General features: G+C 61.7%; 12 protein-coding genes. 3 read left to right on the top strand and 9 right to left on the bottom strand.

All coding sequences use genetic code 11. From position 1 onward, the window contains the following. Positions 1-19: 19 nt before the first annotated feature. From IB241_RS00060 to IB241_RS00040, 5 genes are all read right to left on the bottom strand, one after another. On the bottom strand, positions 20-994 hold the full coding sequence (locus IB241_RS00060) for an ABC transporter substrate-binding protein (protein WP_192296400.1): 975 nt from the start codon (positions 992-994) through the stop codon (positions 20-22). A 222-nt stretch (positions 995-1,216) separates the two neighbouring features. Further along, complete coding sequence (locus tag IB241_RS00055; protein WP_192296399.1) at positions 1,217-1,579, bottom strand: ferredoxin family protein; 363 nt, start codon at positions 1,577-1,579, stop codon at positions 1,217-1,219. Positions 1,580-1,725: 146 nt separating this feature from the next. Beyond that, positions 1,726-3,258 carry an FAD-dependent oxidoreductase gene (locus IB241_RS00050; RefSeq protein ID WP_192297208.1) on the bottom strand — a complete coding sequence of 511 codons (1,533 nt, stop codon included), beginning with the start codon at positions 3,256-3,258 and terminating at the stop codon, positions 1,726-1,728. A gap of 150 nt (positions 3,259-3,408) precedes the next feature. Next, positions 3,409-4,992, bottom strand: a complete 1,584-nt coding sequence (locus tag IB241_RS00045) for a rhodanese-related sulfurtransferase (protein ID WP_192296398.1) — start codon at positions 4,990-4,992, stop codon at positions 3,409-3,411. Beyond that, a complete protein-coding gene (locus IB241_RS00040) occupies positions 4,989-5,600 on the bottom strand; it encodes a cysteine dioxygenase (protein WP_192296397.1) in 612 nt (203 codons plus the stop codon). The genes IB241_RS00045 and IB241_RS00040 overlap by 4 nt, the downstream gene beginning before the upstream one ends. A 214-nt stretch (positions 5,601-5,814) precedes the next feature. On the opposite strand from IB241_RS00040, the gene IB241_RS00035 reads away from it, so the two are divergent. Together IB241_RS00035 and IB241_RS00030 are read left to right on the top strand one after the other, a co-directional pair. Further along, positions 5,815-6,720, top strand: coding sequence for a LysR family transcriptional regulator (locus IB241_RS00035; RefSeq protein WP_192296396.1), 906 nt, complete (start codon positions 5,815-5,817; stop codon positions 6,718-6,720). A gap of 182 nt (positions 6,721-6,902) precedes the next feature. Then, complete coding sequence (locus tag IB241_RS00030; RefSeq protein ID WP_192296395.1) at positions 6,903-7,697, top strand: class II aldolase/adducin family protein; 795 nt, start codon at positions 6,903-6,905, stop codon at positions 7,695-7,697. 133 nt (positions 7,698-7,830) lie between these two features. On the opposite strand, the gene IB241_RS00025 is transcribed toward IB241_RS00030, so the two are convergent. Further along, the gene (locus IB241_RS00025; RefSeq protein WP_192296394.1) at positions 7,831-8,913 is read right to left on the bottom strand and encodes an LLM class flavin-dependent oxidoreductase; all 1,083 of its coding nucleotides are present in this window, start codon (positions 8,911-8,913) and stop codon (positions 7,831-7,833) included. 294 nt (positions 8,914-9,207) lie between these two features. Here IB241_RS00025 and glsB point away from each other — a divergent pair, with 294 nt between their 5' ends. Further along, on the top strand, positions 9,208-10,116 hold the full coding sequence (gene glsB, locus IB241_RS00020; protein ID WP_192296393.1) for a glutaminase B: 909 nt from the start codon (positions 9,208-9,210) through the stop codon (positions 10,114-10,116). A gap of 43 nt (positions 10,117-10,159) precedes the next feature. On the opposite strand, the gene lspA is transcribed toward glsB, so the two are convergent. The 3 genes from lspA to IB241_RS00005 all read right to left on the bottom strand — a co-directional run bounded on the left by lspA (position 10,160) and on the right by IB241_RS00005 (position 13,468). Further along, positions 10,160-10,663 carry a signal peptidase II gene (gene lspA / locus IB241_RS00015; protein WP_192296392.1) on the bottom strand — a complete coding sequence of 168 codons (504 nt, stop codon included), beginning with the start codon at positions 10,661-10,663 and terminating at the stop codon, positions 10,160-10,162. Between the two features lie 434 nt (positions 10,664-11,097). Beyond that, a complete protein-coding gene (locus tag IB241_RS00010; protein ID WP_192296391.1) occupies positions 11,098-12,342 on the bottom strand; it encodes a saccharopine dehydrogenase family protein in 1,245 nt (414 codons plus the stop codon). 28 nt (positions 12,343-12,370) lie between these two features. Next, the gene (locus IB241_RS00005; RefSeq protein ID WP_192296390.1) at positions 12,371-13,468 is read right to left on the bottom strand and encodes a carboxynorspermidine decarboxylase; all 1,098 of its coding nucleotides are present in this window, start codon (positions 13,466-13,468) and stop codon (positions 12,371-12,373) included. Between the last annotated feature and the right edge of the window lie 1,018 nt (positions 13,469-14,486).

Below are 14,486 nucleotides of genomic sequence, written 5' to 3'. Positions count from 1 at the left end.
GTTGGCGCGATGCTTTTTATCAGCGCGATGCTTGGGAATTGGGGGCACGCTTGGCGTTAAAGCTCTTGTCGAAACCCTGCGACACGTCGATGTGTTTGGTCAGCAGGCCTTCTTTTTGATAGGTGTCGGCGGTCGCTTGCAGGCCGCTGATAACGCTGTCGTCAATCGCCACTGGGGTCAGGCGGGTGTCCTTGGCCACTTCCACATGCACTTGCAGCGGCAGGCCGGTGATCTTGGCTTGGGCGGCGGCGTATTCATTGGGGTGGGTGTTGGCCCAGGCGTAGGCACGGTCGAGGCGGGCGACAAAGTCGTCCAACTGCACACGCTTGTCGGCGATGGCCTGGCTGGTGGCTGCCAGGTACAGGTGGTTGCTCAGCAGCTGGTTGCCGCTGACCAGCACGCGGGCCTGGCTTTGCGAGGTGACCACGGTGGTGTAGGGGTCCCAGGTCGACCAGGCGTCAGCCGTGCCGTTGTCCAGTACCAGGCGTGATTCGCTGGGCAGCAGGAAAATGAACTGCACGTCCTTGGTGGTCAGGCCGGCCTCGGCCAGGGCCTTGATCGCCAGGTAGTGGCCGATGGAGCCGCGCCCGGTGACGATCCTCTTGCCCTTGAGGTCGGCGACGGTCTTGATCGGCGAGTCCTTGGGCACCAGCAGCGCGGTGGTGTTGCGCCCTTCGGCGTGGATGATGCTGACCACCTTGAGCGAGGCACCGGCACCGAGGGCAAACACGTAGGGCGCGTCACCAAGCGCACCAATATCCACAGCCCCCGCGTTCAAGGCTTCGCCCAGGGGCGAGGCGGACGGGAACTCCGACCACTGGATTTCGTAAGGCACATTCCTGGTTTCGCCGGAGGCTTCCAGCAGCGCCTTGATCGTCGATTTCTGATTGGCCACCCGCAGCGGTTGCAGGTCGGCGGCGCCGGCTGTGCCGAGCAGTCCAAGGGCGAGGGCGGTGCCCAGGAGCAGGCGTTTGAAAGGGGTGGTAAAGACCATGGGATGCAGGCTCCAGGCAGATCAAGAAAGGGTTCGGCTACCTCCGCCTGGAGAAGGGGTCGGTGAGTGGTTTAACGTTAAGCCCATAAAAACTCGCTGTGAAGTTCTTTTTGGTTATATGGTAATTATCAAAATAATTTATTATTAATAGTTTGATTATTCTCTTATTGCATTTGAGGTCTTTCAATCACCTTATATCGATCAGCAGGTTTGAAATCAGCGTTATTGCTTCAAACCACTACCAACCTCCCGCGCCAACGCAAATATCCCATCCATGCGCCAGTGTTCGTTGCGGTGCGCAGGATCATTGCTCCATTCATCCCACCCCGAATCCCGCCGATACTGGCCCAACAACCCCGCCGCGCGCACTGCCTGCGCATCGGGGTGACGCAGTTGTTCGGCGTCCGGGTCGACGTAGAGTGCGTCGTTGCGGCAATACAGCTCGCACATGAAGCAGGTCTGGCACGCCTGTTGGTCGGCGATCCGGGGTTTGCCCTGGGGGCTCAGCGCCAGCACGTTGGTGGGGCACACGGTGACGCATTGGCCGCAGCCGTTGCAGAGGTCGGAGTAGATCAGTTCAATCACCAATAATTACCTCATTCTGTAGTGAGCGGGCTTGCCCCGCGCCGGGTGGCGAAGCCGCCCCGAATCCAGACGCCGCGGTGTATCAGCAAGGCCGAGGTGCCTGGGTTTGGGGCGGCTTCGCCACCCAGCGCGGGCAAGCCCGCTCACTACATGGGTTGTGTGGGGTTAGGGGGGATGGGGTCGAAACGTGTGTGCACCTGATCGACGCCGGATATGCGCAAGTGCGCGTCGTATAGGGCGCTTTGCTGCGGTGTGTCGCTGCGCTGGTGCATGCCACGGCTTTCCTTGCGCTGCGCCGCTGCGGTGTAGCACCAGCGCGCCGTGGCGGCCATGGCGGCGGTTTCGCGGTCGCGCAGGGGGTTGGTTGAGGGGGCGGTGGCGCGCACCTGATCCCAGATGTTGTCGAGTTCGCGCAGTGAGCGGTCGAGTTGCGCGCCGCTGCGGAAGAGGTTTTTGTCCAGCGGGTGAACCTCGGCCTGGATGCGTTGAATCAACTGCGCGCTGCCGCCGGCAACGCCATCAAAGCCGCGCACTGCACCGTGATACGCCGCGCGCTGCCTGGCCAATCGCGCCGCTCCCCGCCCAGCCCACTGCCCCGTGGACAACGCCCACGCCGAGTTCTGCGCACCGCCCCCGGACGTCGCACCGGCAATCGGTTCACGGCTGGCCGCGTCGCCGGCGGCGAATACGCCGGGCACGCTGGTCTGGCAGTCGTCATTCAGCAAACGCAAACCGCCCACCCCACGGATGGTGCCCTCGGGGTGCAAGGTCACGGCAAACCGCTGTCGATACGGATCAACCCCGTGCCGATCAAACGGCAGCATCAGGTTGGGCTGGATACTCGGCAGTTGTGCACGAATATCCGCAGGCACCCGATTCAAGCGGCAATACACCGGGCCGTTGAGCAGCGCCCGGGCCAAATCCTCGGTAAAGCCGGGGCCGCCGCTGATCGCCAAGGGTCGATCCGCTGCGTCGAAGTAGTCGCCGAAGCTGTACACCATCGAACGGGTCATGCTGCTGCCCGCCGCCGCGATGCAGTAGTAGTTGGAAAACTCCATGCCCGACAGTTCGGCACCGGCTTCGGCGGCCATCAGGTAGCCGTCGCCGGTGTTGGTGTGGTTGCCCAGCAGCCGCGAGAGGAACGCGCAGCCGCCGGTGGCCAGTACCACTGCGCCAGCGCGGATCAACCAGTCGCCACCGGCCTGGCGCCGCCAGCCACGGGCACCGACCACGCGGCCGTTGTCGTCGCGCAGCAGTTCCAGGGCCGGGTGGTGGTCGAGGATCGTCACGCCGCTGTCGAGTACCCGGCGACGCAGGCCGCGCAGGTACTCCGGGCCGCGCAGGCCACGGTATTGGGTTTCGCCCTGGTCGTTTTGCGCGAAGGCGTAGTAGTCGCGCAGGCCCGGCAGGCTGGTCCAGGTGGTGTCGATGGCGCGGGCCATCCAGCGTGCATCGGCCAGGCCGTAGGCGGTGGCCAGGCGTTTGTCGATGGCCGCTTCGCGCGCGCCCGGTGGCACCCACCAATGGCCGGGGCCGGCCGTGGCGGTGACGCCGCTGGTGCCGCAGTAGCCCTTGTCCACCAGGATTACCTTGACCCCTTCGCGGGCCGCAGCGATGGCGGCCCAGGTGCCCGCCAAACCGCCGCCGACGATCACTACATCGCAGCTCAACTCAGTCATCTCAGCGGCCTCGGAAGTTGCACGCCAGGCGCGTGTAGTCATACGCACCGCCACAGCCGAACGGCGCGAACGGGCCGATTGGGCTCGGCTTGCGCCTGGAGAAGGGGCGGATGTGGGGCCTGCACCCGGTGTGGGTGCAGGTGGGGTTGATCAGATGACGAAAAAACCATGGGTGCCGTCGCGGGCCAGTTGGGCCACCAGGCCGAACTCCCAATCCAGGTAGGCCTGCATGGCTTCCTTGGGGTTGTCGGTGCCTTCGTACGGGCGGCGATAGCGGTCGATGCGCGGCGAGGCGAGGTGGCTTTCACCTTCTTCCAGCGGCAGTTGCGCATTGATCCAGGCAGCGGTGCCGCCTTCGAGCAGGAACACTTGCTTGCCGGTGATGGCTTCGACTTCTGCCACCGCCAGGCGCGCCAACTGGCTGCTGCCGCAGGTCAGCACGTAACGCTCGGCCACGGGCGCCTCTGCCAGGGCAGCGGGCAGTTGCGCGCGCAGGACCCACCAGGCGCCGGGGATGTGGCGTTTGACGTAATTGGCGCTGGCGGTGAAATCCAGCACCACGGTGTCGCCATGTGCCTGCCATTCGGCAAGGGTGTGCGGGCTGATCAACTCGGCTTGCGGCGGCGCCGGGACCGGTGCGACCCATGCCCCTTGCTCGCTGAAGTGCGCTGCTTGCAGGTCGTCCAGCACATGCACGTCCCAGCCCAGTTGCGCGAGCCAGGAGGCGGACATGTTGGCGCGCACACCGTCGTCATCCGCCAGCACGATCCGCGCCCCGCGCACGCTGGCGACGTGGTCGGTTTCCTGCACCAACTGGCCGCCCGGCGTGGAGCGTGCGCCCGGCAGGTGACCGGCTTCGAATTCTTCCGGGGTGCGCACATCAAACAGGTAGGTGGTGCGGTGCGCCTGTTGCTGCCAACTGTGCAGGTCAGCCAGCGTGGCGCGGCCGACCCGCGCCCTGTCGGCGACGCGGCGCGCATCGGCCGCGGCCACTTGGCGATGTTCTTCCGACGTCGGCGCAAAGCGGCGCGATTGGCCGTGGGCGAGTTTCTGCCCGGCCAGGGTCCAGCCGATGGTGCCGTTGCGCAGCGCCGACACCGGGTTGGCCACGCCGGCGTTGATCAGTGACTGCGTGCCGATGATGCTGCGGGTGCGTCCGGCGCAGTTGACGATGATGCGCGTGGCCGGGTCGGGCGCCAGTTCACGGGCGCGCAACACCAGTTCGGCACCGGGCACGCTGATGCCGGTGGGGATGCTCATGGTCTGGTATTCGTCGAAGCGGCGGGCGTCGAGCACCACCACGTCGGCGTTGCTGTCGAGCAGCGCCTGCACTTCTTCGGCGGCCAGGGACGGCGTGTGACGCTGGCTTTCCACCAATTCGCCAAAGGCCTTGCTTGGCACGTTGACGTCGATGAACAGCTCGCCGCCGGCCTTGCGCCAACCGTCCAGGCCGCCGTCGAGCAGGCTGACCCGGGTGTAGCCCAGGGCGACCAGGCGCTCGGCGGCGCGCGCAGCCAGGCCTTCGCCGTTGTCGTACACGGTGACCTGGGTGTCACGCCGCGGAATGCGCGAGTACACCTCCAGTTCCAGCTTGGACAGCGGGATATTCGCGGCAAACAACGGGTGGGATTCGGCGAAGGGCGCCTCTTCACGCACGTCGACCAGGGCGATTTCGTGACGGTCCAGCAGGGCCTGGCGGATCTGGGCGAAGTTCAGGGTCGATACGGTGCTCATAGGGCAGGGCTCTTTTCTTTGGACAAATCCCAGATGTTCGGGAGGAAGGCGTTGGAATAACCGGAGATAAACGGTTTCTCGCTGCCGTCGGGCTGGTACACCGCACGGCGCACCGCGCCGATATTGGCGCCGTACACGTGGATGCTGATGGACACCTGGTCGCCGTAGGCGTTGCTCACCTGGTGGATGTCACCGACCTTGGGCGACACCGCTTCAACCTGGCCGGGCACCAATTCAATCGGCTTGCCATCGGCGACCAGGCTGCCGTCGGGCGCACGTGCGAAGCCTTGGGAAAACTCCGCGCCGCGCAACATGCCGATCAGGCCCCACACCCGGTGGTCGTGAATCGGCGTGCTTTGGCCCGGCCCCCACACGAAACTGACGATGCTGAAGCGCTGGCGCGAATCGGCGTGCAGCAGAAATTGCTGGTAGCGCTCGGGGTTGGGTTGGGCGAATTCATCCGGCAGCCAGTCATCATGGCTGACCAATTGCGCCAGTAGCTTGCCGCCACGGTGCAGCAGGTCGCCTTCGCGTGGATTGCCGTCGATCAGTTCCGCCAGGGCGCCTATAAAGGCTCTGAGTCTTTCGGGGTGCTTGGCCTGGGTCATGGCAATTCCATCAGTCGGTGTTGATAGAAGTTATATAAGCATAATGTTTATAGTTAATATGCTATTTTTTAATGATTAGCTTATAGCTGAAGGTAATTTAGAACTGGGTTGACTAGGCTTAGACGTTATCGATCACAGCGTGGACTATCCAGATAGCGTTCCTGCAACTATGCTTCGCACACATCTTAATGACTGATCTCTATGTGCGGCCCAAATGAAAATTGACGATATAGACGCCTTTGTCGAAGTGATCCGTTGCCAGTCCATCAGCCATGCCGCCGAATCCTTGCAACTGACCCAGCCCGCCATCACCCGTCGCGTACAGAACTTCGAGCAAGCGCTGGGGGTGGAACTGTTCGACCGTAATACCAAGCCACTCAAGCCAACGCTGATCGGCACCCGCGTGTATGAGCAGTGCCGGCTGATCCTGCGCGAGATGGATGCGCTGCGGGAACTGGTCGCCACCGACGCACCGCCCACCGGCCTGTTGCGCCTGGGTGTGCCGCAGACCATCGGCGACGTGGTGCTGCTCGATGCGCTCAAGCACCTGCGCACCGAATACGCCGACCTGCGCGCCCAGGTTGCCACCGGCTGGGGCAGCCAACTGGTCGGCAAGATCGAACGCGGCGAGCTGGATGCGGCGGCGGCGTTGTTCCCAGCGGGCAAGATCTTCCCCGACAACGTGGTCGGCGAGTCCATCGGCAAGATGGAGCTGGTGGTGGTGTGCGCCAAGGCGCAACTGCCAAAGAAACCCTGCAAGCTGGCGGATGTGTATCAGAACGGTTGGATCTTGAACCCGGATGGCTGCGGTTTTCGCGCCGGGTTGCAGCGCACCTTGTCCGACCAGGGGCTGGCGTTGCGGGTGAACCTGGAAACCTTTGGCACCGAGCTGCAATTGGGCCTGGTGGCGGATGGTCTGGGCCTGGGTTTGGTGCCGCGGCCGCTGCTGGAGCGTAGCGTCCATCGCGAGCAACTGGCGGTGATGCCGCTCAAGGATTTCAAGCCGGTGATGGATTTGTGGCTGATCTATCCGCACTTCCTGGGCAACTTGCAGGGGCCGGTGGATGCGTTTGGCAAGTTGGTCGCGGCTTCCCTGCACAAGATCCGCGACGCCGCATAACCCCAGTGAACGCGGCTTATTGTGGGAGCGGGCTGGCTCGCTCCCACATTCGTTCTGTGTTGTTGTCTGATTTGTTATGAAAAAAAATAATAATTAGCTTAGATTAAAATGTGCTTTTTATTATTTTTATCCATCCCCTAGGCTTGCCTGGAAGTCCTTAAGGCCCTCCAGGAAGTTTTGCCATGAGCAGCGTCACCTCGATTTCCAGCGTTTCCAGCAATGTCCGCCAGCGTGTCACTGCGCAAGAATGGGAAGTGCGCGTCAAACTGGCCGCCGCCTACCGCCTGGCGGCCTTGTACAAGTGGACCGATCACATCTACACCCACTTCTCCGCCCGTGTCCCCGGCCCGGACGAGCATTTCCTGATCAACGCCTTTGGCCTGTTGTTCGATGAAATCAACGCCTCCAACCTGGTCAAGGTCGACCTCGACGGCACTATTGTCGACGACCCGACCGGCCTGGGCATCAACTACGCCGGCTACGTGATCCACAGCGCGATCCATGGCGCACGCCACGACTTGCAAGCGGTGTTGCACACCCATACCCGCGACGGCATTGCCGTGTCGGCGCAGAAGGACGGGTTGCTGCCGATCTCCCAGCACTCCATCGGTTTCTCCGGCCGCGTGGCGTATCACGGGTATGAAGGCATTGCCCTGGACCTGGACGAGCGCGAGCGACTGGTGGCGGACCTGGGCGACAAGAGCGTGATGATCCTGCGCAACCACGGCTTGTTGACCGCCGGCATCAGCGTTGAGCATGCGTTCCAGCAGCTGCAGCAGTTGGAGCGTGCGTGCAATATCCAGGTCGCGGCACAGGCGGCGGGGAATGCGGAGTTGATCTTTCCGCCCAAGGAAGTGGTGGAAAAAGTCGAGCAGCAGGCCAAGGCGCACGCCAGCGGTGAAGGCCCGGGCGTAGCGCGGCATTGGAATGCGCTGGTGCGGCAGTTGGAACGTACCGACACCGACTACAAAAACTGATTCTCGGCACGCAGCAGATCTAAAAATGTGGGAGCTGGCTTGCCTGCGATAGCATCAACTCGGTGCATCTGAACAACCGAGGTGTTTGCATCGCAGGCAAGCCAGCTCCCACATTGTTTTGCAGTGTTGTTGCTTATGCTACTTGCTGGGCCTGCTCGCGCTCGGCGATCAACTGGCGGGTGAGGGGGATCAGGCGCTTGCCGTAATCGATGGCATCGTTCAGTGGATCAAACCCGCGAATCAGGAACGTAGTGATGCCCAGGTCGTAGTAGTCCACCAAGGCTTCGGCGACTTGCTCGGCAGTGCCCACCAGCGCAGTGGAGTTGCCTTGGGCACCAAGCAGCCCGGCAATCCCGGTCCACAAGCGCTTATCCAGCCGCGATCCCTGCGCCGCTGCTGCGAGCAAGCGGCGCGAGCCTTCGTTCGGCGGTTCACGGCGCACAAAACCATTCTTCTCGGCCAGTACGGTGGCCTGTTGCAGGATGCTGTCAGCCCTCTCCCAGGCAAGCTCTTCGGTCTCGGCGAGGATCGGTCGCAACGACAGGCTGAAGCGAATCGTACGCCCGTGCTTGGCCGCTTCGGCGCGCACCTGGGTGACGATCTCGCGCACTTGTTCGTAGGTTTCACCCCACAGCGCGTACACGTCGGCATGTTTGCCGGCGACGGCAATGGCGGCAGCGGACGAGCCGCCGAAGTACAGTGGGATATGCGGCTGTTGCGGCGACTTCACCGTGGAGTGCGCGCCTTCGACCTGGTAGTAGGTGCCTGCGAAATCAAACGGCTGCTCGCTGGTCCATTCCTGGCGCACCACGCTCAGGTATTCGTCGGTGCGTGCGTAGCGTTCGTCCTTGCCGATATGGCTGCCATCGGCGCGCAGTTCGCGGTCGTCACCGCCGGTGATGATGTGCACGGCGGTGCGCCCGCCGTTGAACACGTCGAGGGTGGTGAACTGGCGTGCCGCCAACGTCGGTTGGGCGAAGCCTGGGCGGTGGGCGATGAGAAATTGCAGTTTCTCGGTGACGCTGGCGGCGTGGGAGGCGATCAGCGTGCTGTCCGGGCTGTTGGAGTGGAACGCCACCAGGGCGCGGTCGAAGCCGGCCTCTTCGTGGGCGCGGGCCACGGTTTCGACGTAATCCGGTTGCAGGGTCGGGCCGCTGCGCGGGTGGATCTCGGAAGCGTGGTGGCCGCCAATGTAGCCGATGAATTCAATGCTCATGGTCTGTCCTTATATCGTGCGGGAAGGGCACCTCCACCGGGCAGGGGGTCGGTAGTTCGCATCCAAAGTAGGGGCAGGGGGCGGGGCTGTAAAATGCCGTTTGGTTCTAACCTAATTATTAAAATGTTGAATCATGTTTTGTGCTATGTATCAGTATTTTGCATTTTTGGCGGGTCAGGTCATTTCTCCCAAGCTTTGGGCGGGTGGTAGAGATTGTGTGGGGCTTGCGCGCGCATTGCAGTATCCTCCGCGACCCGCTTATCAATGATTCCAAGACAGATGACAGGACAAGACATGCAGGTGATGCTTTCGTCGATTCTCGACGAAGTGCGCCCACTGATCGGCCTCGGTAAAGTCGCCGACTATATCCCCGCGCTGGCCGACGTGCCGGCCAATCAATTGGGGATCGCCGTGTACGGCAACGACGGTACGGCCTACTGTGCAGGTGACGCTGAAACACTGTTTTCGGTGCAGAGTATTTCCAAGGTATTCAGCCTGGTGCAGGCCATCGACCATGGTGGCGAAACCATCTGGGAGCGCCTGGGCCACGAGCCATCGGGGCAGCCGTTCAACTCGCTGGTGCAGCTGGAATTCGAACGTGGTCGGCCGCGCAATCCCTTTATCAACGCCGGTGCGTTGGTGATCTGCGACATCAACCAGTCGCGCTTCGCGGTGCCGATCCTGTCGATGCGCGATTTTGTCCGGCGGCTGTCGGGCAACCCGCAGATCCTGGTCAACAGCACTGTCGCCGAATCGGAAGCCCAGCACGGCGCACGCAATGCGGCCATGGCCTATCTGATGAAATCGTTCGGCAACTTCCACAACGATGTGGACGCGGTGCTGCACAGCTACTTCAACTATTGCGCGCTGCAAATGAGTTGCCTGGATCTGGCCAAGGCGTTCAGCTTCCTGGCCAACGAAGGCGTGAGCGCCCACAGCGGCGAACAGATCCTCACCGCGCGCCAGACCAAGCAGGTCAACTCGATCATGGCCACCAGCGGGCTGTATGACGAGGCGGGCAACTTTGCCTATCGCGTAGGCTTGCCCGGCAAGAGCGGCGTAGGCGGCGGGATCGTTGCGGTGGTGCCTGGGCAGTTTACGGTGTGCGTGTGGTCGCCGGAGTTGAATGCAGCGGGGAATTCGCTGGCGGGGATCAAGGCGTTGGAGTTGTTGAGCGAGCGGATTGGCTGGTCGGTGTTCTGACGGTTTGGGGATTTGCGGTTACTGCCGTAAATCCCCTTGAAGCTTAGGCTTTGCGCGGCTTCACAAACAGATCCAGCATCAAGAACAACGCCCCGACGGTGATCGCGATGTCGGCGAGGTTGAACACGCCGGTATGCGTCGGGCCCACATTCAGCACCATGTAGTCGACCACGTGGCCGTCACGGAAGACACGGTCGATCAGGTTGGTGATACCGCCCAGGGCAATGGCGTAGAGCGGCAAGACCTTGCGCAACGGTTGGCTCCAGTTGGACAAGGACCAGCCCATCGCCCAGGCCACCACGATTGCCACGCCGACGATAAAGATCAGTTGTTTGACCTGAGGCGGCAGCGCCGCGCCCAGGCTCAGGAACGCGCCTGGATTCAGGCTCAGTTCCAACGCCAGATTGAACGGGTTGAAGCCGAATTTGAAACTCTGGGTTTGCAGCGACACCAGGGCCAGCAGTTTGACCAGTTGGTCCACGGCAATAAAGGCGATGCCCGCGAGGAGGGCGAAGGTGCGGCCGCGCAGTAGGGATGACGTGCTCAAGCGGTAACTTCCTGTTCCGGGTCTGTGAGAGGGCGCCAGAAGATAGCCCAGGCGCTTTGTGGCGTCTATGTCCTGCCCGCACGGATCTCTCTTGCAAACGTGTTGTGTCGTGAGCGGGCGTTGTTGCAGTGCTCAAGAGCGCTGAGCCATTCAGCTCGTAACCTGGAACAACAGGCACTGATATTTAAATGTGGGAGCTGGCTTGCCTGCGATGACAGTGTGTCAGCCAGCCTACCCTTGACTGACCCACCGCATTCGCGGGCAAGCCCGCTCCCACAGTGGATCGGTGTTGCTGGATAGTGAGTGTTCGGCTGAAGATCGCCCAGGCACTGCCAGCTCCCACATTTGATCTGATTGGTCATGAGGGCTGTGTTTTCCCCAAACAAAAAATGCGCCCCTGAAGGCGCATTTTTTGTTCGGTCCGCTATCGCCTGTCAGGCAATCGCATCCCACGCACGATCACCGTGCTCGTCCTTGATCCGGGTCGGCAGGCCCATCACATCCAGTGCTTTCAGGAACGGCTCGGCCGGCAGTTCTTCAACGTTGGCCATGCGTTGCACGTCCCACTCGCCACGGGCGACCAGCAGCGCTGCGGCCACCGGCGGAACGCCTGCGGTGTAGGAGATGCCCTGGCTGTCGGTCTCGGCAAACGCTTCTTCGTGATCGGCTACGTTGTAGATGAACACTTCGCGTGCCTTGCCATCCTTGGTGCCCTTGACCAGGTCGCCGATGCAGGTCTTGCCGGTGTAGCCGGGCGCCAGCGAAGACGGGTCGGGCAGTACGGCCTTGACCAGTTTCAACGGCACGACTTCCAGGCCTTCGGCGGTGGTGACCGGTTTTTCGGAGAGCAGGCCGAGCTGGTTCAGCACGGTAAACACGTTGATGTAGTGTTCGCCGAAGCTCATCCAGAAACGCACGTTGGGCACGTCGAGGTTTTTCGACAGCGAGTGCACTTCATCGTGGCCGGTCAGGTACAGGTTCTGCGAACCGACAACCGGCAGGTCATCGGTGCGTTTGACTTCGAACATGGTGTTGCTGGTCCACTGGCTGTTCTGCCAGCTCCACACCTGTCCGGTGAATTCGCGGAAGTTGATTTCCGGGTCGAAATTGGTGGCGAAGTATTTGCCATGGGAGCCGGCATTGACGTCGAGAATGTCGATCGAATCAATGCGGTCGAAATGCTGTTGCTGCGCCAGCGCGGCATATGCGTTGACGACACCCGGGTCGAAGCCCACGCCAAGGATGGCGGTGATGTTCTTCTGTTTGCACTCTTCCAGGTGGTTCCATTCGTAGTTGCCGTACCACGGCGGAGTCTCGCAGACCTTGCCCGGCTCTTCGTGGATGGCGGTGTCGAGGTAAGCCACGCCCGTGTCGATGCAGGCCCGCAGGACCGACATGTTGAGGAACGAGGAACCGACGTTGATGACGATCTGCGATTCGGTCTCGCGGATCAGGGCCTTGGTCGCTTCCACGTCCAGGGCGTTCAGCGCGAAGGCTTTGATTTCGGCGGGTACTTTGAGGCTACCCTTGGCCTTGACGCTGTCGATGATGGCCTGGCATTTGGAGATGTTGCGCGACGCGATAGCAATACGACCGAGTTCGTCGTTGTGCTGCGCGCACTTGTGGGCCACCACCTTGGCGACACCTCCTGCACCAATGATAAGAACGTTCTTTTTCAATTGCTTTCTTTCTCCTATATCCGCCAGCTTACGAAAGGCTGGACAGGTAGTCGTCGTAACCAAATTCACGAACCACCTCGACTGTACCGTCGAGTTGTTTCACTACGATGGACGGCATTTTCAGGCCGTTGAACCAATTTTTCTTGACCATGGTGTAGCCCGCGGTGTCGATGAACGACAGCCGATCGCCGATGGCCAGCGGACGATCAAATTGATACTCGCCGAAGATGTCCCCGGCCAGGCAGGATTTGCCGCACACCATCACGGTGTGTTCGCCATCGCTCGGCGCCAGCTTGGCGTTGAGGCGATAGATCAGCAGGTCCAGCAGGTGGGCTTCGATGGAGCTGTCTACCACGGCGAGGTTCTTGCCGTTGTAGAGGGTGTCGAGCACGGTGACTTCCAGGGAGGCGCTGTTGGTGATCGCCGCTTCGCCGGGTTCCAGGTAGACCTGCACGCCGTACTTGGCGGAGAACGCTTTCAAGCGGGCGCAGAACGCGTCCACGTCATAGTCGTCGCCGGTGAAATGGATGCCGCCGCCGAGGCTGACCCACTCGACTTTGTGCAGCAGCGCGCCGAAGCGTTCTTCGATGGTGCCGAGCATTTTGTCGAACAGGCTGAAGTCGCCGTTCTCGCAGTTGTTGTGGAACATGAAGCCGGAGATCTGCTCGATCACGCCTTCGATCTTCACCGGGTCCCATTCGCCCAGGCGGCTGAACGGACGCGCCGGGTCGGCCAGCAGGTAGTCGGAGCTGCTGACCTGGGGGTTCACGCGCAGGCCGCGGGTCTTGCCTGCGGAACGTTCGGCAAAGCGCTGCAACTGGCTGATGGAGTTGAAGATGATCTTGTCGCAGTTATCCAGCATCTCTTCAATTTCATCGTCAGCCCAGGCCACGCTGTAGGCGTGCGCTTCGCCTTCGAACTTCTGGCGGCCGAGCTTGAGCTCGTACAGCGACGACGACGTAGTGCCGTCCATGTATTGCTGCATCAGGTCGAACACCGACCAGGTGGCGAAGCACTTGAGCGCCAACAGGGCCTTGGCGCCGGACTGCTCGCGCACGTAAGCAATCTTCTGCATGTTGACCAGAAGCTTCTGTTTATCGATGAGGTAGTACGGCGTTTTGATCATTTTTGAGAGCCTGCGGCGGTGCCTGCCAAAAAAGGACACGCATTGTGCCCGCACTTGGGGCGAATCGGAAGGTTAGCGGGCGGAATTTGCTGCCCTTGGTTTAGGAGCGTAGCGCAGGTGTATGACTGTCCGTGCAGGCGCCAGCGTTTTTGTAGTGAGCGGCCTCGCCCCGCGCCGGGTGGCGAAGCCGCCCCGAATCCGGGCACTTGGGGCTTCCTGCATCACCCGCCATTTTGAACGGTGTATGCCTGTTCCAACCTGCAAACCCAAGCTTCTGTGTGGAGCTGTCGAGCCTTGGCGAGGCTGCGAAAGCGGCGGCACGGCAGGCAGAGATGTTGCCTGATCCGCCGCCTTCGCAGGCAAGCCAGCTCCCACATTTTTTAACTGTGTACACCTGGCACAGCCTGCAAACCCTATTCCCTGTGGGAGCTGTCGAGCCTTGGCGAGGCTGCGAATGCGGCGGCACGGCAGGCAGAGATGTTGCCTGATCCGCCGCCTTCGCAGGCAAGCCAGCTCCCACATTTTTTAATTGTGTACACCTGACACAGCCTGCAAACCCTATTCCCTGTGGGAGCTGTCGAGCCTTGACGAGGCTGCGAAGGCGGCGGCACGGCAGGCAGAGGTGTTGCCTGATCCGCCGCCTTCGCAGGCAAGCCAGCTCCCACATTTTTTAACTGTGTACACCTGACACAGCCTGCAAACCCTATTCCCTGTGGGAGCTGTCGAGCTTTGGCGAGGCTGCGAATGCGGCGGCACGGCAGGCAGAGGTGTTGCCTGATCCGCCGCCTTCGCAGGCAAGCCAGCTCCCACATTTTATAACTGTGTACACCTGACACAGCCTGCAAACCCTATTCCCTGTGGGAGCTGTCGAGCCTTGGCGAGGCTGCGAAAGCGGCGGCACGGCAGGCAGAGATGTTGCCTGATCCGCCGCCTTCGCAGGCAAGCCAGCTCCCACATTTTTTAACTGTGTACACCTGACACAGCCTGCAAACCCTATTCCCTGTGGGAGCTGTCGAGC

This window comes from Pseudomonas sp. PDM05, from assembly GCF_014851685.1.
Classification (GTDB): domain Bacteria; phylum Pseudomonadota; class Gammaproteobacteria; order Pseudomonadales; family Pseudomonadaceae; genus Aquipseudomonas.
The sequence above is the reverse complement of the archived record's forward strand: the minus strand, read 5'-3'. Positions and strand labels throughout refer to the sequence as shown.